This is a genomic window from Alcanivorax sp., from assembly GCF_002733835.1.
Taxonomy (GTDB): Bacteria; Pseudomonadota; Gammaproteobacteria; order Pseudomonadales; family Alcanivoracaceae; genus Alcanivorax.
The window spans coordinates 243042-269336 of the sequence record NZ_NVWY01000001.1; the positions used below are offsets into that span (position 1 = coordinate 243042).

Sequence of the window (26295 nt, forward strand, 5' to 3'; positions counted from 1 at the left end):
CGATCCGATCAGCGTGGTACGCGACGGATAACCGCGCCCAGCGATTGCAGTTTCTCTTCGATGCACTCGTAGCCGCGATCAATATGGTAGATGCGGTCCACCGTGGTTTCACCGGATGCCGCCAGCGCCGCGATCACCAGTGAGGCCGAGGCGCGCAGGTCGGTGGCCATCACCGGCGCACCGGTAAGCCGTTCCACTCCCCGGCAAATGGCGGTATTACCCTGCACTTCAATGTCCGCTCCCATGCGGTTCATTTCCTGCACGTGCATGAAACGGTTTTCGAAAATGGTTTCGACGATGGTGCCCGTGCCTTCAGCCACCAGATTCAGGGCCATGAACTGGGCCTGCATATCCGTGGGCATGGCCGGGTACGGCGCGGTGCGCAGGGACACGGCTTTCGGGCGACGCCCCTCCATGTCCAGCTCGATCCAGTCATCGCCGGTGGTAATTTTCGCCCCGGCCTCTTCCAGCTTTTGCAGCACCGCATCAAGAATGCCCGGCACGGTGTCCTTGGTCTTGATACGGCCACCGGTGATGGCAGCGGCAATCAGGTAGGTACCGGTTTCGATGCGATCGGCAACGACCTGATGGTGACAGCCGGTAAGACGCTCGACCCCTTCAATGGTAATGGTGTCGGTGCCCGCCCCGCTGATCTTGCCACCCATGGCATTAATGAAGTTGGCCAGATCTACCACTTCCGGCTCACGGGCTGCGTTTTCCAGGTAGGTGGTGCCGTCGGCCAGCGCCGCCGCCATCATCAGGTTTTCGGTACCGGTCACGGTGACCACATCCATAACGATGCGAGCGCCCTTCAAACGGCCGTCCACACTGGCATTCACATAGCCATTGGCCACTTCGATATCCGCGCCCATGGCTTCCAGACCGCGCAGGTGAATATCCACCGGACGCGAGCCAATGGCACAACCACCGGGCAAGGAAACCGACGCCTTGCCGAAATGCGCGACCATGGGGCCCAGCACCAGAATCGACGCGCGCATGGTTTTCACCAGCTCGTAGGGAGCGGTCAGTTCCTTGATGGTGGTGGCATTCACTTCCACATTCATGCGGTCATCGATCACCACATGGACGCCCATCCGGCCGAGCAGTTCGATCAGGGTGGTCACGTCCTGCAGGTGCGGCAGATTTCCCACCGTCACCGGCTCATCAGCCAGCAGCGTGGCGGCCAGAATCGGCAACGCCGCATTCTTGGCCCCGGAAATACGAATGTCGCCGTCCAGCCGCTGGCCGCCGGTGATGATCAATTTATCCATGAACAGTCTCTAGATGGTTGCGTTCTTCCAGCCCGTTTTCGGCCTGGGGCCGGGGTCAGGACAGACCCTGGTTCTGGGCTTTTTCCCACTCCGCCGGGGTAAAGGCAATAATCTGCACGGCATGGATGGTGTTACTTTTGATCTGCTCGTCGATGGTGGCGTACACCAGCTGCTGGCGTTTCACCGGCATCAGCCCGGCAAAGGCCTCTGACACCACACGAATCTGGAACCGGTCACCGCCGCCTTCCACTGCCACATCGGCATTGTCAAAACCGGCATCAACCAATGCCTGAACTTCTTCCGGATTCATCTTTGCTCCTCAACAGGGCCCTGGTCAGGCCCAAACAGCACTGGAGCGGCCTGCAGCCGCTCCATCAAATCGTCATCAAGGGCGTAATAATACGCGAGCACGCTGCCCCTTACCACGGCAGGCGGGTTCACTCGCCCTGTTTGGCCTCGTCGATCCCGGCATCAATCTTGGCATCCGCAGACCAGTTATCGATCACCTTGTCGATATCGTTGTACTGCTGCATGCCTTGGGCGAACTGGCTCTTGAAGGTATCGCGCAAATCCAGGCCATTCACATACACGTTGATCACTTTCCACTGATCATCACGCAGGAACAGGGTGTAGTAGATCGGCACCACCTGCCCGGAGTTGGTTTTCACCTCCATGCGCACCCGTGCATAGTCACCTTTACGATCCCCCTCCTGCATGGGCAGGGTTTCGATTTTCTGGCCGTCATACAAGGTAATGCCGGATGCATAGGTGTTGATCAGGCTGTTTTTGAACACATCCAGAAAACGGTATTTCTGCTCCTTGCTGGACGGACCAAAGTAGTCGCCCATGACCATGCGGGTAATGCGCTTGAAATCCACCAGGTCGGCCAGCTCTTCACGGACCAGCGCCTTGGCCTTTTCCGGATCCGCCTTGAGCGCCTCGCGCTCCGCCTCGATGCGGGATGTCATGCGCTCCACGGCTTCCGACACCACCTGGCGCGGGTCGCTCTCGGCATGAGCCAATGTGGCCATGCCTGCCAATACAACCACCAGGCCGGCGTGCAGCCACGTTCGAATATACCGTTGCAAATGCATAGATTACTCCCTGTTAGTCTCCGGCGGTTTTACGGTGTTCTTTACCCCCTGTCCAGTCATCAACAGCGGCAACATCGTGAACCTTGGTTGTTTTATTGGAGTCACAGAGTTCGATACGGTTCCCGCCGTAGAGACCAGGTTACCGATTTCGGGTCAACGTGAAGGGGGCAACCGGTGTATAATCGCCGCCAACGCCAAGGAGAACGCATGAGTCACGACCATATCAGCGTCGGTCAACGGGTGCTGGATATCGAAGCCCGGGCCGTGGATGCCCTGAAAGACAGCCTGGACACCCGCTTTTCTGCTGCCTGCGATCTGATGCTGAATGCCAAAGGCCGGGTGATCGTCACCGGCATGGGCAAAAGCGGGCATGTGGGCAGCAAACTGGCGGCCACCCTGGCCAGCACCGGCACCCCCTCTTTCTTTGTGCATCCCGGCGAAGCCTCCCATGGCGACCTGGGCATGATTACCCCGGACGACGTGGTACTGGCGCTCTCCAATTCCGGCGAAACCGCCGAGGTGCTAGCCATTCTGCCTGTGATCAAACGCAAGGGCACCGGCCTGGTTGGCATGACCGGCCGCCCACAATCCGCGTTGGCACAACTTTCCGATGTACACCTGACCGTCGCGGTCGCAGAAGAGGCCTGCCCCCATAACCTGGCGCCGACCTCCTCCACCACGGCCGCTCTGGCCATGGGCGACGCTCTGGCCATCGCCCTGCTGGAAGCCCGTGGCTTCACCCCGGAAGACTTTGCTCTCAGCCACCCCGGTGGCAGCCTGGGCCGTCGCCTGCTACTGAAAGTGGATGACATCATGCACGCTGGCGAACAGCTTCCCGTGGTCAGCACGGATACTTCACTCAGCGAAGCCCTTCTGGAAATGACCCATAAAGGCCTGGGCATGACCGCCGTCACCCACGACGACGGCACCCTGGCGGGCATCTTTACGGATGGTGACCTGCGCCGCATATTCGACCGGGACATCGATATTCGCAAAGCCACCATTGCCGACGTCATGGTCACCGACCCGATCACCATCGCGCCGGGTCACCTGGCGGCGGAAGCCCTGCAAGTCATGGAGACCCGTAAAATCAACGGGCTAATGGTGTGCGATGATGCGGGCAAGCCCCTTGGCGCCTTCAACATGCAGGACCTGCTACGCGCGGGGGTGGTATAAATGCCCATGCAATTTTCCTCCGTTGATGCCCAGAACCTGCGCCTGATGGCATTCGACGTGGACGGCGTCATGACCGACGGCCGCCTGCTGTTCGGCCCCCAGGGCGAAGAACTGAAAGTCTTCAACACCCTGGACGGCCATGGCCTGAAAAAACTGGCCGCCAGCGGCGTGACCCTGGCCATCATCACCGGGCGCAACTCCCCCATGGTGGCCAAACGCGCGGCAGACCTGGGCATTGAACATGTCATCCAGGGTCGCGAAGACAAAGGAGTGGCACTGGAAGCGCTGGCCGATTCACTGAACATCGCCGCCCACGAAACCGGTTATGCCGGCGACGACGAACCCGATGTGAGCGCCCTGCTCTGGGCCCAATTGAGTTTTGCCCCGGCCAACGCCCACGACTGCGCCAAAACCGCCGCCGATCACGTTACCGAGCGCCGCGGCGGCGAAGGCGCAGTGCGGGAAATCTGCGACGCCATTCTTGCCCTGCGGAGCCAGGCATGAAGCGTCAGGGACTACTCAGCGCCACCGGCATTCTGATGCTGGGGCTGGTCATGCTGATGACGCTCCACGAGTGGGACAGCACCTTGCCCGGGCAGGACAACGCAGTGATGATGGCGCCGGCCATTATCGCCGACGACGTCACCGCTCGCGCCTTCAGCGAAAAAGACGGCACCCTGCAATATCACCTGACCGCCGACAACCTGGTGCAGTTTGACCATAACCCCCTTACCGAAATGGAAGCCCCCGTGCTGGTAATGGCGAACGACAAAGGCAGCTGGACCATCACCAGCGAGCAAGGCACCGTGGAAGACAACGGCGACCTGATCACTTTTCTCGGCAAGGTCAACGTGGACAACCCCACCCAGAAAGTGAACCTGGACACCGACGAACTGCGCTTCAACAGCGACACCAATATCGCCACAACACCCGGCGAAGTGGAAATGACATTCGACTCCGGCCAGACTCGTGCCGGCGCCCTGGAAGCCGATCTCGACAAGGGCATTCTGAACCTGAAACAAGGAGTGAAGAGTGAGTTTGAAGCACCCGCTTCATAGCACCCGCCGCCTCGCCGCACTGGCCTTGCTGGCGGCATTGCCCCTGGGCGCTCAGGCCGCCCCCATGGACGGCCCCATTCAGGTCACGGCAGACAGTGGCCGCTTCGAACAGGATGCTGGCAGCGGCCTGTACCGGGGCAACGTGGAGCTGATTCAGGGCAAGCGAAAAATGTTTGCTGACGAAATGCGTCTGTTCACCAAAAATGGCGACCTGGTCCGGGTGGAAGCTGCCGGCTCGCCCGTGCGCATGGAGGAAGGCGAGGGGCTGAATGCCCACGCTGAAAACCTGGTATACGACATTAACGCTCGCACCCTGGTCCTCACCGGCGACGCCTACATCGAACATCAAGGCAATACATTTGAAGGCGCCAAGGTGGAATACAGCCTCGATTCCAAGCGCGTGGATGCCAGCAGTGAAGGCGACCAGCGGGTTCGCCTGGTGATCCCCGCCGAGAATCAAACCCGCGAAACCAGCGGTGACGCCGACGCCACCGGTGGCGATTCCAGCAACGAAAAAGACACCCCCAGTGAGGACAGCAACACCGCCTCACCTGATGCGGAGCCCAGCACACCATGAGCCACTTACGCGCCCACCACCTGGCAAAAAGCTACAAGGGCCGCCGGGTCATCGAGGACGTTTCCCTGGACGTGGAAGCCGGTCAGATCGTTGGCCTGCTGGGCCCCAACGGAGCCGGCAAAACCACCTGCTTCTACATGATCGTTGGCCTGGTGGAAGCGGATGCCGGCCGCATCGAAATCAATGACGGCGACATCACCCACCTGCCCATGCACGGTCGCGCCCAGCGCGGCATCGGCTACCTGCCCCAGGAAGCCAGCATCTTCCGTCGCCTGACGGTGGAAGAGAACATCATGGCGATTCTGGAAACCCGCAAGGAACTGAGCAAGGCAGAGCGCCACGAACGCATGGAAAGCCTGCTCAAGGAATTCCACATCGGGCACATTCGCGATTCGCTGGGCATGAGCCTGTCCGGCGGTGAGCGCCGCCGGGCGGAGATTGCCCGCGGCCTGGCCACCGACCCGGATTTCATCCTGCTGGACGAACCCTTTGCCGGGGTTGACCCGATCTCGGTGAACGACATCAAGGGCATCATCCGCCACCTGAAAGACCGCGGCATCGGCGTGCTGATCACTGACCACAATGTACGTGAAACACTGGATATCTGCGATACCGCCTATATCGTCAGCGCCGGCCATATCATTGCCTCCGGCGATGCGGACATCATCCTTGCCAACCAGCAAGTGCGCGACGTCTACCTGGGCGCCGATTTCCGACTATAAAGGCAGTTAAAAGTACAAAGTGTAAAGTTGAAAAACGCGGGGAAGCCCATTGCAACGGCTAGGCCATACCCGCGATGCTACCGATGAAGCGCGACAGAACAGCCAAGACCGACAACTGGCTAAAGTCGCGCTTGAACTTTGAACTTTAAACCTTCAACTCCGCACCAGGCCGTACCGCACAAAATATTATGGCACAAATATTGCTTGTTTGATGATTCACTTGGTATTCTCGTGTTTTGGGGATCCGCAGAATACCGAGCAGTATGAAGCCCACACTACAACTACAAATTGGCCAGCAGCTCACCATGACGCCGCAGCTGCAGCAGGCCATACGCCTCTTGCAGCTGTCCACGCTGGACCTGCGCCAGGAAATCCAGCAAGCCGTGGAAAGCAACCCGCTGCTGGAACTGGCCGACGATTTCGGTGACGACAGCCTGCCCGAACATGACGAAGAGCGTCAGGACGAGGGGCTGGACACCGAGCGTGACAGCGCCCTGGAAGAGCTGGTGCAGGACGAGCCCGGCGTGGAAACCGAATGGGATGATATCTATTCCGGCCAGACCAGCAGCGCCACCGCCTCCCTCCCCGACGACGCAGACGAATGGCAACAACGCCACGCCGTCTCCGGCAACCTGCAGGACCACCTGCTCTGGCAGTTGAACCTGACCCCCATGAGCGATGTGGACCGCATTATCGCCATGACAATCATTGAATCCCTGGACGACCGCGGTTACATCACCGTGCCGCTGGACGATATTGTCGACATGGTGAACGCCCAGCCGGAGCTGCTCACCGAAGGCGATGAACTCGAGCGCGACGAAGTCCTTGCCGTGCAGCACCGCCTGCAGCAGTTCGACCCCGTGGGCGCAGCCAGCATCGACCTGGCCGACTGTTTGGGCGTGCAACTGCGCCAACTACCCGCTGATACCGCCCTGCGTGACGAAGCTTGTGCCCTGCTGGCCCATCTGGACCTGCTGGAAAAGCACGATTACGCCGCCCTGCGCCGCACCCTGCAGATCAGCGAGGAGGTTTTGCTGGAGGCCCTGTCCCTGCTACGCACCCTGGACCCGGCCCCCGGCGAACAAATCGGCGAATCCCAGATAGATTACGCCGTACCGGATGTGATCGTCCGCCAGCACCAGGGCCGCTGGCAGGTCAGCCTCAACGACGATGTTCTCCCCCGGGTCAACCTGCAGCAGCAATACGCCAGCCTCGCCCGCAACACCAGCGGTGAAGACGGGCAATATCTACGCAATTGCGTTCAGGAAGCCAAGTGGTTCATCAAGAGCCTGCAGAGCCGCCACGACACCCTGCTCAAGGTGGCCACCCGCATCGTCGATGTGCAGCAGGGGTTCTTCGATTATGGCGATGAAGCCATGAAGCCCCTGGTTCTGGCGGATATTGCCGACGCCGTTGAGATGCACGAATCGACCATCAGTCGGGTCACCAACCAGAAATACATGATGACACCCCGCGGTGTCTTTGAGCTGAAATATTTCTTTTCCAGTCACGTGGGAACAGACGGCGGCGGTGAGTGTTCCTCCACCGCTATTCGTGCCATTATTAAGAAGCTGGTCGCTGCCGAGAATCCCCGCAAGCCGCTCAGCGATAACAAGCTGGCCAGCTTGCTGAATGAGCAGGGAATCAATGTAGCGCGCCGGACCGTCGCCAAATACAGAGAGGCGATGCGAATACCGTCTTCCAGCGCCCGCAAGCGTTTGGTGTAGGGCGCCAGGACGGATCCCAAACAGGTAAAGGAGCCAGCCATGCAAATTAATATCAGCGGTCATCACCTGGATATTACCGATGCCTTGCGTGCCTATGTGGGTGATAAGTTCTCCCGCCTGGAGCGCCACTTCGATCAAATCACCAGCGTCCAGGTTATTCTCTCTCCGGAACCGAAAACCCATAAAGCCGAATCCACAATCCATATTTCCGGGGCCGATGTCTTCGCCACCGCTGAGGCCGGAGACATGTATGCAGCGATCGACAAACTGACGGACAAGCTGGACCGCCAGATTCTCAAACACAAGGAAAAGGCCGTCAGCCACAAGCACGGTCACTAACCCAAAGCGACAATTATGCGAGTTCGCGAACTACTGACTCTGGCCCGCACCCATCACGGCGTGCAGGCCAGCAGCAAGAAACAACTGCTGGATCAGGTTGCACAGCTGGCCGCGGCCAGCTGTGACAGCCTCAACGAACAGGAGGTCTTCGATGCTTTGGTAGCCCGGGAAAAACTGGGCTCCACAGGCATTGGCGAAGGCATTGCCATTCCCCACTGCCGGCTCGGACATTGCCAGCAAGCAGTCGGCCTGTTGTTGAAACTGGAAAGCCCCATCGATTTCGACGCCGTTGACGGGCACCCCGTGGACCTGGTGTTTGTGTTGCTGGTCCCCCAGGACAACCCGGAACAGCACCTCAAGACACTTAGCCACCTGGCATCCCTGTTCAACGACGACAGCTACCGCGCCGAACTGCGCCACAGCACAGACAACCAGCACCTCTACCAAACTGCCGTAGAATCCGAAGCGGAGTTGCGACTGGCATCATGAAGGAACGCAACAGGCTTTCACGCATCATGCAACACGCCCCAAACGCCACCTTGTCTATCCATCTTGCGTGCCAGCGCGCTGCGTGTGGCGTGCCAGCGGTGCAACCATGAAACTCACGATTATTAGTGGCCGTTCCGGGTCCGGGAAAACCACCGCACTGCAAGCGCTGGAGGACCAGGGATTTTATTGTGTCGATAACCTGCCCGCCGGCATGCTGCCGACACTGGCGAAACAGCTCAGCGAGGGCGAGCCTCCGATTGAACGGGTCGCTGTGGGCATTGATGCCCGCAACCTCCCCGCCCAGTTACTGGCTTTCGACAACATCCTTGAAGCCCTGAACGAACAGCAGGTACACAGTGAAATCGTCTACCTGGACGCGGATGACCACACCCTGCAGACCCGCTTCAGCGCAACCCGTCGTCGCCACCCGCTGGGCACTGGCGAGCGCTCACTGGCCGACGCCATCGGCCATGAACGGGAACTGCTGGCCAACATCCGCCAGCGCGCCGACCTGGTTATCGACAGTAGCAACCACGACGTCCACACCCTGCGCAACCTGATGCGCGAGCGGGTGGCCCACCGTGAAGCCGCCCTGTCTCTGCAGCTGGAATCCTTTGGCTTCAAGAATGGCCTGCCCACCGACGCGGACCTGGTGTTCGATGTACGGGTATTGCCCAACCCACACTGGCATGCAGACCTGCGCCCCTTTACCGGCAAGGATGACTGCATCATCGATTTCCTCAGCCAGCATCAGGCCAGTCACGACATGCTCAAGGACATCGGCGATTTCGTGGTGCGCTGGTTACCGGCGTTTGCCCACAGTGATCGCAGCTACGTGACCGTCGCCATCGGCTGCACCGGCGGGCGCCATCGCTCAGTCTTTATCACCGAGCAGCTGGCATGGACTCTGCGCGACAAAGGCATTGCGCTTCAGGTTCGCCACCGGGAACTCCCCCGAGAGCAATAAGGCAACCATGGCCTGACACCCGGCATTTTCCCTTTCAGATCACTTCTGACCACAAGACGCCCGATGATTGAAAAAAAACTCGACGTAATCAACAAACTCGGCCTGCATGCCCGCGCGGCCGCCAAAGTGGTCAGCGTGGCCTCCCGCTACGACAGCCGCATTCTGGTCCTGCACAAGAGCCAGACCATCGACGCAAAAAGCATCATGGGCCTGCTCATGCTTGGCGCAGCGAAAGGCAGTAGCGTCACTTTCCAGGTGGAAGGGGAAGACGAACAACACGCCATGGACGAACTGGAAGACCTGTTCGCCCGCTGTTTCGACGAAGGCGAGTAAACCAGCGAATCACCGGGGAATTTACCACTCTTTACCGCCATCCCACCGGCCACGCTTCGGCCTTCACACCGCCTCGTGTAAACTCTCTTCCAGCAAGGAGGAGCCATGCCCGCCGATAGCAGCCGTAGCCAACAGCATTTAAAAGCCATTAACCGCGCCCTGGCCAGCGGTACCTATACCCAGGTACGTCAGCTGATCAACAATTTGCCCGGCGCGGAAGCGGCACATTTACTGGAATCCTCCCCGCCACGGGAACGGGAAATTCTCTGGCAACTGCTGCATAAAGACCAGGAATCCGAAGTCCTGCAATACCTGGGCGAAGAGGTCCGGGTAGAACTGCTGCGCAACCTGTCCACTGACGAACTGGTCTCGCTGGTAGAAGAACTGGACACGGATGACCTGGCGGATTTGCTGCAAGAGCTGCCGGACCATGTCACCTCCCAGGTGATGGCCAGCCTGGACGAACAGAACCGCGAACGGCTGGAGCATGTGCTCAGCTACCCGGAAGACACCGCCGGTGGCCTGATGAACACGGACGTGATCACCGTGCGCCCGGAGATCACCTTCGAAGTTGTTCAACGCTACCTGCGTCGCCGCGGCGAAATTCCTCGCACCACGGATAACCTGGCCGTGGTGAACCGGAAAAACCAGTTCATCGGCCTGCTGCCGCTGACCAAGGTACTGATCAGCGACCCGGGCACCACCGTGCGCGAAGCCATGATCACCGACACGGAATCCATTACCGCCACCCTGCCCGCCCACGAAGTAGCAAAAATCTTCGAACGCCACGACCTGGTAACCGCCCCGGTGGTGGACGAAGACGGCATGCTGGTGGGACGGATCACCATTGATGACGTGGTTGATGTAATCCGCGAAGAAGCGGATCACTCACTGATGAGCATGGCCGGTCTGGATGAAGACGAAGATACCTTCGGCTCCGTGTGGCAAACCGCCCGGCGCCGGGCCCTGTGGCTGGGTATCAACCTGCTGACCGCGCTCGCCGCCTCGGCCGTCATCGGCCTGTTCGAAGCCACCCTGGAAAAAGTCGTGGCGCTGGCCATCCTGATGCCCATCGTGGCCAGCATGGGCGGCATTGCCGGCAGCCAGACACTGACTCTGGTCATCCGCGCCATGGCGCTGGGCCAGATCCAGTCCAACAACACCCGCTACCTGCTGTTCAAGGAACTGTCCGTGGGCGCGATCAATGGCCTGCTCTGGGCAACCGTGATCGGCATTACCGCCGGCCTGTGGTTCAACGACCCCAATCTCGGGCTGGTCATCGCCGCCGCCATGGTGATCAACCTGGTCATGGCGGCCAGCGCCGGCGCCCTGCTGCCCATCACCATGAAGAAGCTGGGCATTGATCCGGCCCTGGCCGGGTCCGTGGTGCTGACCACCATTACCGATATTGTCGGCTTCTTTGCTTTCCTCGGCCTGGCCACGGTGCTGTATGCACACCTGCTAACGTAACAAGACACCGGCCTTCATTAGCCCACAACAACAAAAAAGGCGCCGAATGCGGCGCCTTTTTTGTGCATCACCTTCTGCTGCAGCACTTATTCCACAAACAGCTGCTTGAACGATACGTAGTACGCACCGGCCAGAATCGGCATCACGAACAACCACCCCAACAGGAGCGGAATCGCCGCCACCACCAGGATCAGGGAGATCACCAGGGTATAAACGATGAAGGGAATAATATTTTTCAGGCAGGCATCCAGGCTCAGCTTCATGGCATCAACCACCCCTTTCTGGCCCAGGAAGATCAACGGCACGGCGAAGTAAAACAGGAACATGAAGACAAACATGGCCACCGTGGCTAACAGGCCAAGCACCACGATAGCTGCAGTACTGCCGTCACGGCCGAGCAGGAAAAACAGGCCGCCCAATACGACACCCGCCACCAGCAGCACCACAAACTGCGCCACGGCGGTCATGATCAATGGACTGGTACGATCAGAAAACCCGGCAAACAGGTCCGAGAAATCAGAACGGTTTTCCGTATCGATACGATGAAAGATTTTCACGATGCCCGCATACAGCAGCGGCGTCAGCAGTATCTGGGCAATCGCGCCCAGAAGCGGAATGATCTGCAAGGCAGAAGTGATCAGCACCGTCACGACCAGCGCGCCAAGCACCACACCCCAGTGCCCACTGAGCATGCCATGGCCTTTGCCAATCCAGCCCATGGCATCCCCCACACTGATTTTCCGTGGCGCGATGATGGTGAATTCATTGGCGCTGGCCGGCGCCGCGTTGGCCACATCCGATTGCGGCTGTTGATACGGATTCATATCACTCATTAGCTGGTTCCTTCCCTTTCCCGAGTCAAAAAATAAACGAATCACACCAGGCAAAATTAGCGGCCGGCAATCTTGACAGGCGACAACAACAGGGACCCACAGGCAATATTGCCGCGATAGTCCACATCCGTGCCGCTACCTTGAATACCTAACAGCATCTCCCCCAGATGACCGGCAATAGTAAACTCTTGCAGTGCACCTTGTATGACACCGTTCTCAAACCAGAAACCGCTTGCCCCGCGAGAATAGTCTCCGGTCACCAGATTGATGCCCTGGCCCATGACTTCAGTGATCAGAATACCCTTCGGCACCTTGGCCATCAGTGCAGCCAGCGAATCACCGGTATCGGTAATGCGTACATTGCGCACCCCGCCACCATTGCCGGTGGGCGCCATATCCAGACGGCGGCTGGCGTACAAGCCCAGCGCATACTGTTTCAGCACACCGTCTTCCACAAACGCCTGAGCCCGGGTGGGCAAGCCATCACCATCGAAGGGCGCAGACGCATTACCCGCCGCCAGGTGCGGGTTTTCCGTGAGCTGAAACCCGGCCGGTAACACCGCCTTGCCCAGACTGTCCTGCAGAAAAGAACTGCGGCGATACAGTGCCCCGCCACTGATCGCAGAGACCAGATGCCCCAACAGACCCGACGCCACTTCCGGGGCGAAGATCACCGGCAGCTCACCGGTTTGCGGCACCTCAGCACCCAACCGCGCGAGGGCGCGCTCACGGGCTTGCTCACCCACCGCTTCGGCAGACGCCAGGCGATCCCCCACACGCCCACCGTCATACCAGTAATCGCGCTGCATCCCGGCCTCATCTTCCGCCACCACACTGCACACACGGCTGTGGTGGGTGCCACGGTAGCCGTGCAAAAACCCTTCCGAGGTGGCATACACCCGCAGGCTGGACCCGCTATTGACGGAGGCACCTTCGGAATTGACGATGCGCGCATCGTCACGGGCCACGGTTTCACAACGCAATGCCTGCTCAATGGCAGACTGGGTATCCATGGCCCAGGGGTGATACAGATCCAGGTCTGTCACTTCCTTTGCCAGATCCGCCGCTGGCGCCAGCCCCGCATAACGGTCTTCTTCGGTGTAGCCGGCAATGGCCGTGGCGGCGGCCAGGGTCGCCCGCAAACTGTCGCGGTTATCATCGGAGCTACTGGCGTGACCTTTGCGCTGCCCCTTGTACACTGTCACCGACACACCTCGGTCACGGTGGAATTCCACCGTTTCCACTTCCCCCTGCCGCACATTGACTGAATAGCCCTGGGACAGGCTGACTCCCACTTCCGCCGCATCGGCCCCCTGTCGTTTGGCCTCTTCTATAAGCCAGGCAGCCGTATCTTTGGCCTGTTGTAGCTGCGTATTATCGAGTTCGGCTGTCGTTGCGGAGGAATCAGACATAAAATAGCGGTTCCATTGATGGGTATTAAACAGTTATGACCGAGTATAGCGACGACCAGATCACCAGCAAGGGCCAGCAAAAACGCGAAGACAATGCCTTGCAAGAGCTGGGTCTGTTACTGATGGACATGAAACAGGTGGAGCGAGAGCGCCTGCCATTGCGTGACGATCTGCAATACGCGCTGGTTGAAGCCACACGCATCACCAGCCACGAAGCACGCCGCCGTCATGCCCAATACATCGGCCGGCTCATTCGCGAAACCAACAGCGAACAGATCATTCAGGCGCTGGAGCTCCTCAATGACCCTTTTCGCCAGCAGCGCCTCAGCAACTGGGTGGAGCAGATTGCGGCCTGCGAGCAACCCAAAGATGCGGAAAGCACCTTGCAACAAATTCTGGAGTTCTTTCCCCACGGCGACCGCCAGCAACTGCGCAACCTGACGCGTAACGCTCTGAAAGCGCGAGTGAAAGACCCCGCTGCTGCACCGCCTGCGGAAAAGGAAAAATTCAAGCGCGAGCGACGCAAGCTAATCAATTACCTCAACCAGCTGGATAAAACCGCACCGCTGTACTGACTCGGCACGTGATCCAAAGCGATATCAACGCCGCTCCGGTACCATCAGGGCGGTTTTATCCGCTTGCCACCAACGTAAAAACTGCTCACCCACGGCTTTCTGTGGCTGGGAATGGGCGTCACCTTCGATGCCCTGTTCTTTCTCCATCAGCGACACTTTTTCGTTGGCTGCTTCGAACCAGGCTTGCGGATCATTGATCCCGGCTGCCATCACTTCGCCGTATAACGCCTTGCTAAACCAGGTCCGTTCGGAATCATCGCCACAACCGAACGAAGTGCGATCCGCCGCCGCAGAGGAAAACACGACCCGCTCCGGCGACGCCAGGCCTTCCACCCACTTGCCGGAATAACAGGCAGACACGATTAGCCATTGATGCCGGGCAGACAATCCATTCAACCACTGCTTGCCATCGGTCACGGCGAGATTGTTAAGCTTGAGGCTTTTATCATCCAGCAGCAGATCACCGTTACGGGCACCATGGCTGACAAAATGCACCAGCAATAAATCTTCCTCAGGGTCCAGCAAGGCATCCAGCGCCTTGAGACTCTCCTGCACACTGGTGCGGGTGGCCAAAGGCAGCTCATCACTGCCACCGTTGATCAGGCGTACATGGCGGCGCTTCAAATCAAACACCGAACCCAACCGTTCCGCCACCCAGTCCACCTCACGGGCAAACACCGCTTCGGTGCCGTCACCGCCGACTACCAGCAAATAGACATCGCGCACACCGGGCCGCTGGGGCGCCAACGAGGACAAGACAGACTGTAATCGGCTGGATTCGGTATACAACCGCGCTTCCATGGCCGCCGCCTGCTGCTGCTTGCGCTGCCGCCAGGCTTTTTCACTGGGGTAGTAATCGCCCTGCACAAAAAAGCCCTTTTCCACCACGGGCTTGCCCTCATCACTGGGCCGCGTGCGCGTCCCCGGGCCTTCCGCATGGCCGTTTTCAAAAGACGCATGAATTACCACGCCATCCGGACGGGTCAGCTCCCCTTTGCCTTCAAAGGTGAAGAAATCGAACTCGCCCTGATAGTGGTAACCTTCCTCGTTACGGTAAGTCCCCTTGACCATGTAACCGTCGGCAAAGGTGCCTTCAAACTGTTCGGCTGATGCGGTGACCCAGAGCCCCTTCCCGTGCGGTTGAAAATCACGGAACTCCCCCTGGTAGGAATTATCGTCCAGATACGTCACCGAACCCTTGATAAGCTCTCCGTCCTTGAACTGCCCTTGGTAGGAGGCATCCTGGCAGGTATAGGTCCCTTCGCCGTTCAAAACGCCGTTAACAAAGTGCCCTTCCTGAACGCAGCCGTTACGGCTCTCCAGGCGACCTTCACCTGCCATCAACCCGTTCTGGAACTCTCCTTCATAGTGCCGACCACCGGGCCAGGTGAGGCTGCCATGGCCATGGAACAGGTTATCCTCGATATCGCCCTCATACACGGCACCATCGGGCAAACGCACATCAGCCGGCAACTGCACCGGATCACAGGCGGCCAGCAACACGAGCGATACGAGCAAACACAAAGTTCTCATAAGCGACAGATTTTCATTAGCCCACGGGGAGTTTGAACTGAGCCAGTTGGGACGAGGTACGGCGCAGGTGAGTGCACAGCAGGCGGGCGATATTTTCCATCACCAGACTCACCGCATGGGGGCTGCGTTTTCGTAATTGTTCAATGCCCTTGCGGGTCAACACAATCAGGGTAGCGTCTTCCGCTGCGCGCACGGTTGCCGAGCGGGGCTCGTGGTCCACCAGCGCCATTTCGCCCATGGAGTCACCGGGGCGCAGATGAGCAATCACCACCTCGCCACCGCCGTCATTATCCTTGACGATATCCAGGCAACCGCGCACCACAAAGCAGACAAAATCACTGCGGTCGCCTTCCCGGCAGACCACATCGCCCACCGGCACCCGGTTCACAAACACCAGTTTTTCCAGCACCGCCAACTCCTCATCACTGAGGCCGGCAAACAGACGCATACGCGAGAGAATATCCAGAACCTGGGACATCAGGCGGTGCCTCCCACGGTGAGCGCATCCACGCGCAGGGTCGGCTGGCCCACGCCCACCGGCACGGATTGGCCATCCTTGCCACACACGCCGATACCCGAATCCAGCGCCAGATCATTACCCACCATGGAAATGCCGCGCATGACTTCCGCACCGCTGCCAATCAGGGTGGCGCCTTTTACCGGACAGACAATCTTGCCCTTCTCCACCAGGTACGCTTCGCTGGTAGAAAACACAAAACGGCCAGACGTGATGTCCACCTGGCCGCCGGCAAAGTTCACCGCATAAATGCCACGATCCAGGCTGGCGATAATGTCCTGTGGATCGCTCTCGCCCGGCAGCATGTAGGTATTGGTCATGCGTGGCATGGGCAGATGCGCATAGGATTCACGGCGTCCATTGCCGGTGGGGGCAACCCCCATCAGGCGGGCATTGGTCTTGTCCTGCATGTACCCCACCAGCTTGCCGTTCTCGATCAGGGTATTGCAGGCGGAAGGGGTGCCTTCGTCGTCCACACTCAGGGAACCCCGGCGATCCATCAGGGTGCCGTCATCCACCACCGAGCACAGTGGCGACGCCACCCGTTCGCCCATTTTCTTGGCGAACATGGAGGTGCCCTTGCGATTGAAGTCGCCTTCCAGTCCATGACCCACTGCTTCGTGTAACAACACGCCGGGCCAGCCGGGGCCCAGCACCACCGGCATGGTCCCTGCCGGCGCCGCTTCGGCCTCCAGATTCAGCAAGGCACCGCGCACCGCCTCCCGGGTCCAGGTTTCGATGCGCTCTTCCTGCAACAGCCAGTCATAGGCCACACGGCCACCGCCGCCGGCACTACCGCGCTCACGGCGGCCTGCCCGCTCCGCAATCACACTCACATTGCAGCGAATCAACGGGCGCACATCCGCCGCCAGGGTGCCGTCACTGGCCACCACCATCACCACATCCTGTTCCGCACTGAGGCTGGCGGTGACTTCGACAATGGCCGGATCCAGGGAGCGAGCCATGGCATCGATGCGCTGTAACAGGGCGACCTTTTCCTGGGCCGGCCAGCCCAGCAAGGGATCGATGGCGGTGTAACGGGGGGTTACCGCGCGGCTGGCCAGTTGAATCTGCCGATCCTGCCCTTGCCGGGTAATCGCCCGCGCAGCGCCACTGGCCTGCTGCAATGCCGCCAGGGTGATGTCATCGCTGTAAGCAAAGCCGGTCTTGTCGCCCTGCACGATACGCACACCGGCGCCGCGCTCGGTATTGAAACTGGCATCACGAACAATGCCATCCTCCAGCACCCAGGCCTCATGGCGGCTGTGCTGGAAATAGATATCGGCGTAATCCGCCTGCCCGGTCAGTTTGCCATTCAGCAGTGACGCCAGTTGCGGGGTGTGCAGATTGGCCGGAGCCAACAGCACGGATTCGGCAATAGAAAGAGCGTCATCAGTTTGCGTCATAAGGACCTTCAATTCGTAATCGTTGATGCTGCTGTACAGGCATGCGCTGGCGAAGTTCGTTCATGGTAGCAAGGTCCAGCGGTGCCACAAGCGCACCAGGCGCATTCTCCAGGCTTGCCACCACGTCCCCCCAGGGGGACACCAGCATGGAATGGCCGTAACTGGCACGGCGCGGGCCATGTTGCCCGCATTGGTTGGCGCCCAGCACATAACAGCCGGTCTGCACCGCGGTGGCACGCAGCAATAATTCCCAATGAGCTGCACCGGTCACGGCAGTGAACGCCGACGGGTATACCAACAGCTCGGCACCGGCGCTCACCAGGCGCTGGGCCAGGGCCGGAAAGCGCAGGTCATAGCAGATCGCCAAACCCACCTGCACACCGGCCAGGGGCACGGTGACGATGGTTTCACCGGGTTCAAAAAGATCCGACTCCCGGTATTGGCCCTGGGCGTCCTGCACCTGGGCATCAAACAAGTGAAGCTTGTCATAACGGCCAACGATCTCCCCGTCGGCGGTTACCGCCAAAGAGCGCGTGCGTACCCGCGGCGCCGGCACCGGCTCGCCGTCCGGGCGACTCAATGAAGGCACACTACCACCAATGATCGCCATGCCCAGCCGGGCAGCCTGTTCACAGAGCCATTGTTCCAGCATGGCATACTCTGCCGCCAGCGCCCGGTAATCACCGCCGTAGCCCGCAAAGTTTTCCGGCAACACCGCCAGGCTGGCGCCCTTGTCACGGGCCGCCTGCAGCAGCCCGGCGGTCTGCTCCAAGTTGGCCTGGGGATCTTTACCGCTGGTCATCTGTAGTGCGCCAACCGGTACCGCTGCGTTAGACACCGTCATTCGAAAATCCCTTCAGTTTCAGACACTTTCGGGTTCGACCAACTGCCGCTCACGCGGTATTCCATGGTCGCAGTCTTGTCCAGTTTATCGCCCCAGATGCGCTCCACCACAAAGATACCGGCACAGGCGGCAGGCCCGGCCAGACACCCGGCATACAGGTTACTGGAAAGGGGCAACGTCACTTCCATCTGATGGTTCAGGGTTTCTTTTTCAAGATCGATGGCCCCTTTCACTCGAATGGCGGCCGAGGGCGAATCGATGGCCAGGTTGCTGGTGGACACCTGGGGGCCGTCGATGGCGAAGTCCCCGCTAATGCTGTCACAGCTCAATCCCTTCTTGTACAAGTCGGAGAAATCCAGCCGCAATCGACGCTGAATGGTGCCCAGGTTGAGAACACCCAAAAGCCGCAAAAACGAGGTTTTGGTGTCGGTATCAGGGATCCGGCATTCACCGATATCCACCCGTGCCTGACCATCCAGAGCAAGGTAATCCGGCGCCAGCGGCCATTGCGGCCAGCCCAGCGAAACCTTGGCACTGGCGTCATCGGATTCAATCATTTCCGCCAGCCCCCAGGCACTCAGGGAGCGCCCCAGGTTATCGGACGCCAGCGACCCGTTGAAGCGGGTGTACTGATTGCCGCTCTCTTCTGTCCAATCCACCGTGCCCTGTATCCGGCTGGCCCGCCAGCGGCCCTGTAAATTATTGATGCGCACCCCTTGCGCCGAGGGGCGCAGATCCGCCTGCCATTCACCGAAGTCTTCGCCGTTGATACGCAGGTTGGCCAAGCGGGCATCCACGGCAGGCAGACTCATCGGCGACAGCGGCGCCCCGGATTTCGGATCCGCACTTTCCGGCAAAGTCAGATTCATCCGCGATACGGACAAATCCAGAGGCGCGTCTCCCCGGGCAGAAAACCCTTCGGGAATGGTCATGGAACCGGCCACGGACGGGCTACTCAGGGCCAGGTCCCAACCTTTGCCGCTGGGCAGCACCGACAGGCTCGCTCCGGGCACATCCACGCCGAACAAATCCAGCGTGCCCACCTGCACATTGACCTTGTTCAGACCGCCTTGCTGGCCACCATTACCGCCACTATCCGACGCCTTGCCCTCCATGGCCGGCACCAGCTGGTCGCTGACAAAATCGATCCAGGGTTCCACGCTGGCGCGGGCCAGGCGCCCATGCACATCGATGCCAGATGCGGGGATGCGCGGCGCCCCGGCCCCCAATCGAAGGTCACCGCGCATCGTTTCACCCAGCGCAAAGGCGCCGCGCACAACATCGCCATACTGCAGCCCCAGCCGCTGGCCATTGCCGGTAAGGTCCAGCGTCAGCGCCCGGGTCTGCGCCGCACTTTTGCCCAGAGGCGCTGGCGCCTTCACTGTCACGCCCTTGAGCGAGGAAGTCGCGTGCAGGGCAAAGGGCGTGCCCTGCCAGGGCACCTGAATGGTCAGCGCCAACGGCAACGAACCACTGGCCGGCGCCAACCAGCCAAAGCCCAGCCAATCACGCACTGACTTCACTGGCACCGCCCCCTCCAGGGCGAGAGTGCTCTTGCCCGCGTCGGTGGTCCATTTACCGGTCACCTTGCCACCCAGGGTGGAGGCGCTGAGCTTCGACATCTGCAGCCCGTCGCGCAGGTGGAAATACACCGGGGCCTGCACCTCGGTCAGCAACAGGTTGCGCTCCGTATTTTCCACCCGGCCGTCGGCCACGGACGCATCCACGATCACCATGGGTGCGCCTTCCCCTTTCTTGAGCGGGATATTCAACGTCAGCTGCCCCCCCATGGTGCCGGACTGATAGCGCCAGTCTTTCACCTCGTCGGGTAATTTTTCTGTCAGCGGGGTGTCCTGAAACACCGTATCCAGGTCGCTGAGCGGGCCGTGAACCTTACCGGTGACAATCACGCGGGGCCCGCTCTCATCATCAAACGCCGGCACGTCCACGTGCACATCCGCCACCTGACTATTGAGCAGGTTTCCCCGGCTGGCCACCCCTTGCACTTCCCGGCCATTAATCCACACATCCGCGTTAACCCCAGTGGCCTGTGGCCAGTCCGGCAGAAACGACAGGCGCACGTCCTCGCCCTGATAACGCATCTGGAAAGTCCGGTCTTGCTGCCGGCTTTTATCGATTTTCACCGGCCCTTGATAGAGCAGCTGGCCCCGCTGCAAATGACCATCACCGATAGCCTGTCCCAGCCAGCCGGACAGGCCATCGGGCAACCGCTTCAACGGAATGTAGTGGTTGGCACGGGCACCGTTGCCATCGTAAATCTCTGCCGCCAGACGCAGCTCGGGCACCTGCTCCGGGCGCACGGTCACCGCAACCATGGCCTCGCCATGGACATCCGGGTTCACCACACGCAGGCGGCTGGAGCGCACCGTGAGCGCATCGCCCTGACGCTGCCAGCCAAGCACCCCGGCCATCTGGGCACCCAGCTCGTGGTCATACAGGCGCGGCAACCGTAATGACAGATCATCGCTGTACAGATGCGCCAGCCCGGCATCTGGCGACCCCGCTACCCAGCCATTCAGACCTTCAACGCCGGGAATCCGGTCATCTGCCTGGCTGGCCAGGCCGGCAAAACGCACCTGAAACTGTTCCAGATCCCGCGCGTGGCCACTCAGGTACACCCCCTCTACCACTCCGCGCGGAGACAGCACCGATAATTGCTTACGGACCTTGTCGGCAGACTCCGGCAGGCTGAATGGCCAGCTCTGGAATTGCTGGCTGATGGCGTGCACCGGCAGTTCATTGGCGCGCAGCTGCCACTGCCGGCGCTCGCCCCGGGTCTCCCAGCGCAGCGCCATATCGCCCAGCGTGAGCGGGCCGGAGGGTGTCCTGCCGGACAGATTGGATAACGACAGGGTCGCCTCATCATCCTCACGAAGCAGTGATGCACGCAGGGACAAACCGGTTAACGGCCAGGCCGTATCTGCCTGGGTCAGCGTCAACGTGGGCACATCAACCTGCAGCTGTCCGCTGATCGGCTCACCGCCTTCCAGAGTGCCCCACAGCGCCACGGATGCATCCAGCGAGCCCAGGTCCAGCGGCATTTTTTCTATCTCGGGCAACCATTCGTGCAGGCGCTTGCCCTCGAAGCGGGTATAGATATCCGCATCCACCTCATCCAGCGCGTAGGCATCATCGTGCAGGTGTATTTTTGCCAGCAGGGAGAGGGGGCGGTCCCGGGCTTCCACACGCACGGCCAACCGGTGTTCGCCCCCCGTGTTGGTCATGGTGGCATCCAGCTGCGACGCCGCCAGCGGTGGCATGCCCGGCCATTCCAGGGACAAACGGGCGTCGCTGACTGACAGCAATTGCTGGCGGTAAAACAACTTGAGGATACGTTCCAGCGGCGGCCGTGACTCGGGATCATTCTGCCCGAGCACATCCAGTCCGCGCAGACGAATCTTGCCGTCATCACCGCGCACCAGATTCAAATCCACCCCGCGAACACTGAGTTCCTCAAGCACCAGATCCCGGTGCCACAGGGAACCAAACACATCAATGCTGAGCACCACTTCATCCAGCACCAATGGCGCCTCCCCTTCCGGGGCGGGCAGGCGAATCTGGCGAGCCACAAACTGGGGCACCAGGCCGGACATGGTCCCGTTCAGCTCGGCAATGGTCAGCGGGGTCTGAATGCGCTCTTCGAAAAGATGCTCAAGGCGCTCACGGTAATCCGGCACCAGCAACATCAACTGACGGCCAACCACCACATAGGCAGCCATCAGCAATAAAATGATCGCGGCTGCCCACCACAGGGAAGGAAGCAGTCGGCGCCAGCGTGAAGTGTGGGTCGATGCCATAAGTCAGTCGACTTGCCAGTAAGGAATGTCGGCCCATTCAAGCAATTCCACTGTTTGCTCCAGGGGCAGGCCGACCACTCCACTGTAACTGCCAGACAACGATGCCACCAGTGCGCCGCCCAACCCCTGAATGCCGTAACTGCCCGCCTTGTCGCGCCCTTCACCTGTGGCCACATAGGCCTGCAGGCGCGCGGCTTCCAGTGGCCGAAATTGCACTGTCGTCACCGAATGGCGCACGGCTTGCCGACCCTCAAGGCACAGACAAACCGCCGAGATCACCTGATGGGACTGCCCGCTCAGCTGCGCCAGCATCGCCAGGGCCTCGGCGTCATCGGCAGGCTTGCCCAGAATACGCTCCCCCAACACCACCGCCGTATCTGCACCCATTACAGCACCCGGTGCCGGCAGGCGGGTCAGCCCTACCTCCGCCTTTTCGCTGGCCATGCGCTGCACATAGTCCAGCGGCAACTCACCGGGACGGGGCGTTTCATCGATGGCCGGAGCAGGCAACACCGTAAAAGGAACGGCAATCTGCTGGAGCAATTCCGCCCGGCGGGGAGAGCCGGAGGCAAGGTAAAGAATCATAGAATTAGCGGCTAGTTGATAATGGACAATTGATAGCTACGCGACCCAGTAATACCGAGAACTGAAAGATTGAAGCCGCGCCCAAAGTAATCCGGGGTTTCGCTGCCAACGATCAATTATCCACTGCGAACGACGCGCTTATCGTACTAGAAATCGCAACTGAACCCAGCGTAACGCCGCACATACCGGACGCCACAACAGCGCGCTGGTCACAGAAGAGTAGAGAATGGTGTAAGGCGGGTACAGGGTACGGCCCACGGATTCCTGTACCAGAAACGCCAGCAGGCTCACCGTGCCCACCAACAGAAAGACCACCGCACACTGCTGTAATGCGGTGAATACGCGCATGCGCTTGTACGCGGCCAGCATCACAAAGGCGCCCAGCGCCGTGGCCAGCCCCCACTGCCCCAGTGTGGTACCCACCAGCACGTCGTGATAGAGCCCCACAAAAAAGCCCCACAACACACCAATGCGATGCGGCAACGAAAGCACCCAGTACACCAGCACCAACAGCATCCATTCCGGGCGCACCCAGTCTATGCTCGCAGGCAGCGGGATCACTTCCAGCAGTGCCGCCAGCAACAGGGTGACGATGATAACGCCGGTGCCGGCGGGACGATCACTGATCATTGTCGGCCTCCGCACGTACCGGGGTTTGCGTGGGCTGCACCAGCAACACATGGCTGGCACGATCCAGCTGCGCAGTGGGGCGGGCAGCAATATGCGCGAACGGCGTGCCCGCCTGATGATTCACCGAGGTGACGCTGGCCACCGGATAGCCGCGGGGGTATAGCTGGCCGAGCCCCGTGCTGACCAGCAGATCCCCTTCCTGGATATCTGCGGTGTCGGGCACATACAACAATTTCAAACCGCTGGATTGCCCCACCCCGGCCAATACCGCGCGCACCCCATTACGGTTTACCTGCACACTCATGGCGTGGCTGGCGTCGGTGATCAGCAACACCCGGGAGCTGAGCGGGCCGGCATCCACCACCTGGCCAATCAGGCCCTGGGAATCGAGCACCGCCTGCCCCCGGGAAACATTGTCCCCCGCCCCTTTGTTGATCACGATTTCCTGGCGGTTAGGATCAGGGTCCACACCGATGATTTCCGCCACCAGCACATTGGCATCCAGATCCGCCGAGGAATTGAGCAGCTCACGCAGCCGCACGTTCTCGGCTTCCAGCACCGCCAGACGCTGCACTTTCTGCTCCAGAATCAACGCCTGGCGTTGCAAGCGACGATTTTCGTCAAGCAGGGTGCCGCGACTTTGCGTCTGCTCAGACAGCCACTCACCACTGTCCACCGGCAAGTGGGCAAGATAATGAATGGGCGCCGTCAGGTAGCCCAGTGCATGGCGCAGGGGTGCAGCCCAAGGGGTACGCTGGTCCAGCACCATCATGATGACGGCAAGCACCAGCGCGATAATGAGTCGGTAGGAGGGTTTGGCCGGGGCCACCATGGGAGTTAACCCATGGCCAGCATGTCAAAGCCTTGGCTGTCCATCAGCTCCAGCGCCTTGCCGCCACCCCGGGCCACACAGGTCAATGGATCATCGGCAACAATCACCGGCAGGCCGGTTTCTTCCGAGAGCAGACGGTCGATATCACGCAACAGGGCACCACCACCGGTAATCACCAGACCACGCTCGGCAATATCCGAGGCCAGCTCCGGCGGAGACGCTTCCAGTGCGTTCTTCACCGCATTGACGATAGCCGCCAGCGGCTCTTTCAGGGCTTCCAGAATTTCTTCGGAATTCAGGGTGAAGCTGCGCGGCACCCCTTCGGCCAGGTTCCGGCCACGCACATCAATTTCACGGATTTCAGCACCCGGGTAGGCCGTACCGATTTCGTGCTTGATACGTTCAGCGGTGGACTCACCGATCAGCGAGCCATATTCCTTGCGCACGAACGCCACGATCGCTTCGTCGAAGCGGTCGCCGCCAATACGTACGGATTCGGAATACACCACACCATTGAGGGAAATCAGGGCGATTTCCGTGGTGCCACCACCGATATCCACCACCATGGAACCACGGGCTTCTTCCACCGGCAGGCCGGCACCGATGGCAGCGGCCATGGGCTCTTCGATCAAATACACATCACGGGCGCCGGCACCATAGGCGGAATCCTGAATGGCGCGGCGCTCCACCTGGGTGGACTTGCACGGCACACACACCAGCACCCGCGGTGCCGGCGGGAAAAACCCGGTGTCGTGCACTTTCTTGATGAAGTACTGCAGCATCTTCTCGGTCACATCGAAATCGGCGATAACACCGTCTTTCATGGGCCGGATAGCGGTAATATTGCCTGGAGTACGCCCCAGCATGCGCTTGGCATCCGCCCCGACGGCCGCCACACTCTTCTGTGCGCCATGGTGACGGATGGCAACCACGGAGGGCTCATCCAGCACAATGCCGCGGCCACGTACGTAAATAAGGGTGTTTGCGGTCCCCAAATCGATGGACAAATCGGTGGAGAACATCCCCCGAATACGCTTGATCATGGACATCCTAGCCAGTTTCCTGAACTTTTCGCGAAAAAACGATGCCTGGCGGGAAAAAGCCGGGCATCTCATAAGATGGCGCAACTCTAGCAACGGCAGGGGCATTGGGCAAGCTGGCGTGCTCTGCGGACAGTGGCCCCGGACAGGCGGTCTATGGTACTTTTTGCGCCTTTCAAGCCCCATACGACCCCTGCGCCAGCCTTCGGCGCAAGGTGCCTACGGAAAGAACCACGGAGAGAACCATGGCCATTGATTCCAAGGTGGTTGCCCAGGTGGCCCATCTGGCGCGCCTGAAAGTGGACCCCCAGGACAGCGACGCCCTGTCCGATCGCCTGAATGACATCCTCGCGATGGTAGACCAACTGCAGCAGGCGGACGTAGAAGGCGTGGCCCCCATGGCCCACCCTCTGGACGTCACCCAGCCCCTGCGCGACGACGTGGTCACGGAGCCCAATATCCGCGACAAGGCACTGGCAATTGCCCCGGCAGCCGAAAACGGCTGTTTCCTGGTTCCCCGGGTCATCGAGTAACGACGACCGTATAAAGGCGACTGACTGACCATGCACAACAAGACCCTGACCGAACTCAAGGCTGGCCTGGCCAACCGGGATTTCTCCTCCCGGGAGTTGACCGAACACTTCCTGGCCCGCATTCAGCAATACGACGGCGACCTCAACAGCTTTGTCACCGTCACCGACGCCCAGGCGCTGGCCCAAGCCGATGCCGCCGACGCAGCCATTGCCGCCGGCAAGGCCGGCCTGCTCACCGGCCTGCCCATCGCCCACAAGGACATTTTCTGCACCGAGGGGGTGCGCACCAGCTGCGGCTCAAAAATGCTGGACAACTTTATTGCCCCCTACACCGCCACCGTGGTGGAAAAGATGGCCGCCGAAGGCGCCGTCATGCTGGGCAAGACCAATATGGATGAGTTCGCCATGGGCTCTTCCAACGAGACCAGCTACTACGGCCCGGTGAAAAACCCCTGGGATCTGGAGCGGGTTCCCGGCGGCTCCTCCGGCGGTGCCGCCGCCTGCCTGGGCGCCC

The 26295-nt window shown here is 60.3% G+C and carries 28 protein-coding genes; 14 read left to right on the plus strand and 14 right to left on the minus strand.

The features are described from left to right. Positions 1-8: 8 nt before the first annotated feature. From murA to COA55_RS01155, 3 genes are all read right to left on the minus strand, one after another. Positions 9-1271, minus strand: a complete 1263-nt coding sequence (gene murA / locus COA55_RS01145; protein ID WP_290500197.1) for a UDP-N-acetylglucosamine 1-carboxyvinyltransferase — start codon at positions 1269-1271, stop codon at positions 9-11. A 55-nt stretch (positions 1272-1326) separates the two neighbouring features. Continuing rightward, positions 1327-1581, minus strand: a complete 255-nt coding sequence (locus COA55_RS01150) for a BolA/IbaG family iron-sulfur metabolism protein (RefSeq protein WP_007151304.1) — start codon at positions 1579-1581, stop codon at positions 1327-1329. A 127-nt stretch (positions 1582-1708) separates the two neighbouring features. Next, positions 1709-2365, minus strand: coding sequence for an ABC transporter substrate-binding protein (locus tag COA55_RS01155; protein WP_290500200.1), 657 nt, complete (start codon positions 2363-2365; stop codon positions 1709-1711). 207 nt (positions 2366-2572) lie between these two features. Here COA55_RS01155 and COA55_RS01160 point away from each other — a divergent pair, with 207 nt between their 5' ends. The 11 genes from COA55_RS01160 (at position 2573) to mgtE (ending at position 11223) form a co-directional block, all read left to right on the plus strand. Continuing rightward, on the plus strand, positions 2573-3541 hold the full coding sequence (locus COA55_RS01160; protein ID WP_290500201.1) for a KpsF/GutQ family sugar-phosphate isomerase: 969 nt from the start codon (positions 2573-2575) through the stop codon (positions 3539-3541). Continuing rightward, positions 3542-4045: an HAD hydrolase family protein gene (locus COA55_RS01165; protein ID WP_290500203.1), complete on the plus strand. Its 504-nt coding sequence runs from the start codon at positions 3542-3544 to the stop codon at positions 4043-4045. After that, entirely contained in the window at positions 4042-4599 is a 558-nt protein-coding gene (gene lptC / locus COA55_RS01170; protein ID WP_290500205.1) for an LPS export ABC transporter periplasmic protein LptC, read from the plus strand. The genes COA55_RS01165 and lptC overlap by 4 nt, the downstream gene beginning before the upstream one ends. Further along, positions 4574-5176: a lipopolysaccharide transport periplasmic protein LptA gene (gene lptA, locus COA55_RS01175; RefSeq protein WP_290500206.1), complete on the plus strand. Its 603-nt coding sequence runs from the start codon at positions 4574-4576 to the stop codon at positions 5174-5176. Before lptC ends, lptA begins: the two co-directional genes overlap by 26 nt. Beyond that, positions 5173-5898, plus strand: a complete 726-nt coding sequence (gene lptB / locus COA55_RS01180) for an LPS export ABC transporter ATP-binding protein (protein WP_063521368.1) — start codon at positions 5173-5175, stop codon at positions 5896-5898. Before lptA ends, lptB begins: the two co-directional genes overlap by 4 nt. Positions 5899-6161: 263 nt before the next feature. Continuing rightward, on the plus strand, positions 6162-7625 hold the full coding sequence (locus tag COA55_RS01185; RefSeq protein WP_290500207.1) for an RNA polymerase factor sigma-54: 1464 nt from the start codon (positions 6162-6164) through the stop codon (positions 7623-7625). A gap of 39 nt (positions 7626-7664) precedes the next feature. After that, a complete protein-coding gene (gene raiA / locus COA55_RS01190) occupies positions 7665-7964 on the plus strand; it encodes a ribosome-associated translation inhibitor RaiA (RefSeq protein WP_007151194.1) in 300 nt (99 codons plus the stop codon). A 15-nt stretch (positions 7965-7979) separates the two neighbouring features. Beyond that, entirely contained in the window at positions 7980-8453 is a 474-nt protein-coding gene (gene ptsN, locus COA55_RS01195) for a PTS IIA-like nitrogen regulatory protein PtsN (protein ID WP_007151552.1), read from the plus strand. Between the two features lie 106 nt (positions 8454-8559). Continuing rightward, positions 8560-9420: an RNase adapter RapZ gene (gene rapZ / locus COA55_RS01200; protein WP_063521369.1), complete on the plus strand. Its 861-nt coding sequence runs from the start codon at positions 8560-8562 to the stop codon at positions 9418-9420. A gap of 63 nt (positions 9421-9483) precedes the next feature. Then, positions 9484-9753 carry an HPr family phosphocarrier protein gene (locus COA55_RS01205; protein ID WP_007150503.1) on the plus strand — a complete coding sequence of 90 codons (270 nt, stop codon included), beginning with the start codon at positions 9484-9486 and terminating at the stop codon, positions 9751-9753. Positions 9754-9858: 105 nt separating this feature from the next. After that, positions 9859-11223, plus strand: a complete 1365-nt coding sequence (mgtE, locus tag COA55_RS01210) for a magnesium transporter (protein WP_063521366.1) — start codon at positions 9859-9861, stop codon at positions 11221-11223. 86 nt (positions 11224-11309) lie between these two features. On the opposite strand, the gene COA55_RS01215 is transcribed toward mgtE, so the two are convergent. Together COA55_RS01215 and pmbA are read right to left on the minus strand one after the other, a co-directional pair. Next, complete coding sequence (locus COA55_RS01215) at positions 11310-12056, minus strand: BPSS1780 family membrane protein (RefSeq protein WP_290500210.1); 747 nt, start codon at positions 12054-12056, stop codon at positions 11310-11312. A gap of 56 nt (positions 12057-12112) precedes the next feature. Further along, positions 12113-13468 carry a metalloprotease PmbA gene (pmbA, locus tag COA55_RS01220; protein ID WP_290500212.1) on the minus strand — a complete coding sequence of 452 codons (1356 nt, stop codon included), beginning with the start codon at positions 13466-13468 and terminating at the stop codon, positions 12113-12115. A gap of 35 nt (positions 13469-13503) precedes the next feature. Between pmbA and yjgA the strand changes: the two genes are divergently transcribed. Then, the gene (gene yjgA / locus COA55_RS01225; protein ID WP_063521363.1) at positions 13504-14043 is read left to right on the plus strand and encodes a ribosome biogenesis factor YjgA; all 540 of its coding nucleotides are present in this window, start codon (positions 13504-13506) and stop codon (positions 14041-14043) included. Positions 14044-14067: 24 nt separating this feature from the next. Here yjgA and COA55_RS01230 read toward each other — a convergent pair whose 3' ends face one another. The 9 genes from COA55_RS01230 to COA55_RS01270 all read right to left on the minus strand — a co-directional run bounded on the left by COA55_RS01230 (position 14068) and on the right by COA55_RS01270 (position 25251). Continuing rightward, positions 14068-15561, minus strand: a complete 1494-nt coding sequence (locus tag COA55_RS01230) for a C13 family peptidase (protein WP_231880741.1) — start codon at positions 15559-15561, stop codon at positions 14068-14070. Positions 15562-15592: 31 nt separating this feature from the next. Beyond that, positions 15593-16054 carry a cyclic nucleotide-binding domain-containing protein gene (locus COA55_RS01235; protein WP_007151180.1) on the minus strand — a complete coding sequence of 154 codons (462 nt, stop codon included), beginning with the start codon at positions 16052-16054 and terminating at the stop codon, positions 15593-15595. Further along, positions 16054-17499 (minus strand): metalloprotease TldD, encoded by a 1446-nt coding sequence (gene tldD, locus COA55_RS01240; protein ID WP_290500216.1) that lies wholly within the window; start codon positions 17497-17499, stop codon positions 16054-16056. Before tldD ends, COA55_RS01235 begins: the two co-directional genes overlap by 1 nt. Next, entirely contained in the window at positions 17486-18343 is an 858-nt protein-coding gene (locus COA55_RS01245) for a carbon-nitrogen hydrolase family protein (protein ID WP_290500218.1), read from the minus strand. The genes tldD and COA55_RS01245 overlap by 14 nt, the downstream gene beginning before the upstream one ends. After that, on the minus strand, positions 18340-22161 hold the full coding sequence (locus tag COA55_RS01250; protein ID WP_290500219.1) for a YhdP family protein: 3822 nt from the start codon (positions 22159-22161) through the stop codon (positions 18340-18342). The genes COA55_RS01245 and COA55_RS01250 overlap by 4 nt, the downstream gene beginning before the upstream one ends. 3 nt (positions 22162-22164) lie before the next feature. After that, entirely contained in the window at positions 22165-22746 is a 582-nt protein-coding gene (locus COA55_RS01255; RefSeq protein ID WP_290500221.1) for a Maf family protein, read from the minus strand. A 138-nt stretch (positions 22747-22884) separates the two neighbouring features. Continuing rightward, positions 22885-23376, minus strand: coding sequence for a rod shape-determining protein MreD (gene mreD / locus COA55_RS01260; protein WP_007150669.1), 492 nt, complete (start codon positions 23374-23376; stop codon positions 22885-22887). Then, the gene (gene mreC / locus COA55_RS01265; RefSeq protein ID WP_063539437.1) at positions 23366-24208 is read right to left on the minus strand and encodes a rod shape-determining protein MreC; all 843 of its coding nucleotides are present in this window, start codon (positions 24206-24208) and stop codon (positions 23366-23368) included. The genes mreD and mreC overlap by 11 nt, the downstream gene beginning before the upstream one ends. Before the next feature lie 5 nt (positions 24209-24213). After that, positions 24214-25251, minus strand: a complete 1038-nt coding sequence (locus tag COA55_RS01270; RefSeq protein ID WP_039927492.1) for a rod shape-determining protein — start codon at positions 25249-25251, stop codon at positions 24214-24216. 242 nt (positions 25252-25493) lie between these two features. On the opposite strand from COA55_RS01270, the gene gatC reads away from it, so the two are divergent. Both gatC and COA55_RS01280 read left to right on the plus strand, forming a co-directional pair. Further along, on the plus strand, positions 25494-25781 hold the full coding sequence (gatC, locus tag COA55_RS01275) for an Asp-tRNA(Asn)/Glu-tRNA(Gln) amidotransferase subunit GatC (RefSeq protein WP_155133455.1): 288 nt from the start codon (positions 25494-25496) through the stop codon (positions 25779-25781). 30 nt (positions 25782-25811) lie between these two features. Then, the coding region (locus COA55_RS01280) for an amidase (RefSeq protein WP_290500223.1) at positions 25812-26295 on the plus strand (484 nt) is incomplete at its 3' end.

Excerpts from the sequence above, each read along its gene's own strand:
- COA55_RS01270 (WP_039927492.1), bottom strand. The coding sequence starts at position 25,251 with ATGATCAAGCGTATTCGGGGGATGTTCTCCACCGATTTGTCCATCGAT.
- mgtE (WP_063521366.1), top strand. The coding sequence starts at position 9,859 with ATGCCCGCCGATAGCAGCCGTAGCCAACAGCATTTAAAAGCCATTAAC.
- gatC (WP_155133455.1), top strand. The coding sequence starts at position 25,494 with ATGGCCATTGATTCCAAGGTGGTTGCCCAGGTGGCCCATCTGGCGCGC.
- ptsN (WP_007151552.1), top strand. The coding sequence starts at position 7,980 with ATGCGAGTTCGCGAACTACTGACTCTGGCCCGCACCCATCACGGCGTG.
- COA55_RS01205 (WP_007150503.1), top strand. The coding sequence starts at position 9,484 with ATGATTGAAAAAAAACTCGACGTAATCAACAAACTCGGCCTGCATGCC.
- rapZ (WP_063521369.1), top strand. The coding sequence starts at position 8,560 with ATGAAACTCACGATTATTAGTGGCCGTTCCGGGTCCGGGAAAACCACC.
- lptC (WP_290500205.1), top strand. The coding sequence starts at position 4,042 with ATGAAGCGTCAGGGACTACTCAGCGCCACCGGCATTCTGATGCTGGGG.
- COA55_RS01215 (WP_290500210.1), bottom strand. The coding sequence starts at position 12,056 with ATGAGTGATATGAATCCGTATCAACAGCCGCAATCGGATGTGGCCAAC.
- COA55_RS01235 (WP_007151180.1), bottom strand. The coding sequence starts at position 16,054 with ATGTCCCAGGTTCTGGATATTCTCTCGCGTATGCGTCTGTTTGCCGGC.
- COA55_RS01185 (WP_290500207.1), top strand. The coding sequence starts at position 6,162 with ATGAAGCCCACACTACAACTACAAATTGGCCAGCAGCTCACCATGACG.
- yjgA (WP_063521363.1), top strand. The coding sequence starts at position 13,504 with ATGACCGAGTATAGCGACGACCAGATCACCAGCAAGGGCCAGCAAAAA.
- tldD (WP_290500216.1), bottom strand. The coding sequence starts at position 17,499 with ATGACGCAAACTGATGACGCTCTTTCTATTGCCGAATCCGTGCTGTTG.
- mreC (WP_063539437.1), bottom strand. The coding sequence starts at position 24,208 with ATGGTGGCCCCGGCCAAACCCTCCTACCGACTCATTATCGCGCTGGTG.
- COA55_RS01255 (WP_290500221.1), bottom strand. The coding sequence starts at position 22,746 with ATGATTCTTTACCTTGCCTCCGGCTCTCCCCGCCGGGCGGAATTGCTC.
- COA55_RS01160 (WP_290500201.1), top strand. The coding sequence starts at position 2,573 with ATGAGTCACGACCATATCAGCGTCGGTCAACGGGTGCTGGATATCGAA.
- pmbA (WP_290500212.1), bottom strand. The coding sequence starts at position 13,468 with ATGTCTGATTCCTCCGCAACGACAGCCGAACTCGATAATACGCAGCTA.
- murA (WP_290500197.1), bottom strand. The coding sequence starts at position 1,271 with ATGGATAAATTGATCATCACCGGCGGCCAGCGGCTGGACGGCGACATT.
- COA55_RS01165 (WP_290500203.1), top strand. The coding sequence starts at position 3,542 with ATGCCCATGCAATTTTCCTCCGTTGATGCCCAGAACCTGCGCCTGATG.
- COA55_RS01150 (WP_007151304.1), bottom strand. The coding sequence starts at position 1,581 with ATGAATCCGGAAGAAGTTCAGGCATTGGTTGATGCCGGTTTTGACAAT.
- lptB (WP_063521368.1), top strand. The coding sequence starts at position 5,173 with ATGAGCCACTTACGCGCCCACCACCTGGCAAAAAGCTACAAGGGCCGC.
- COA55_RS01250 (WP_290500219.1), bottom strand. The coding sequence starts at position 22,161 with ATGGCATCGACCCACACTTCACGCTGGCGCCGACTGCTTCCTTCCCTG.
- raiA (WP_007151194.1), top strand. The coding sequence starts at position 7,665 with ATGCAAATTAATATCAGCGGTCATCACCTGGATATTACCGATGCCTTG.
- COA55_RS01155 (WP_290500200.1), bottom strand. The coding sequence starts at position 2,365 with ATGCATTTGCAACGGTATATTCGAACGTGGCTGCACGCCGGCCTGGTG.
- COA55_RS01245 (WP_290500218.1), bottom strand. The coding sequence starts at position 18,343 with ATGACGGTGTCTAACGCAGCGGTACCGGTTGGCGCACTACAGATGACC.
- mreD (WP_007150669.1), bottom strand. The coding sequence starts at position 23,376 with ATGATCAGTGATCGTCCCGCCGGCACCGGCGTTATCATCGTCACCCTG.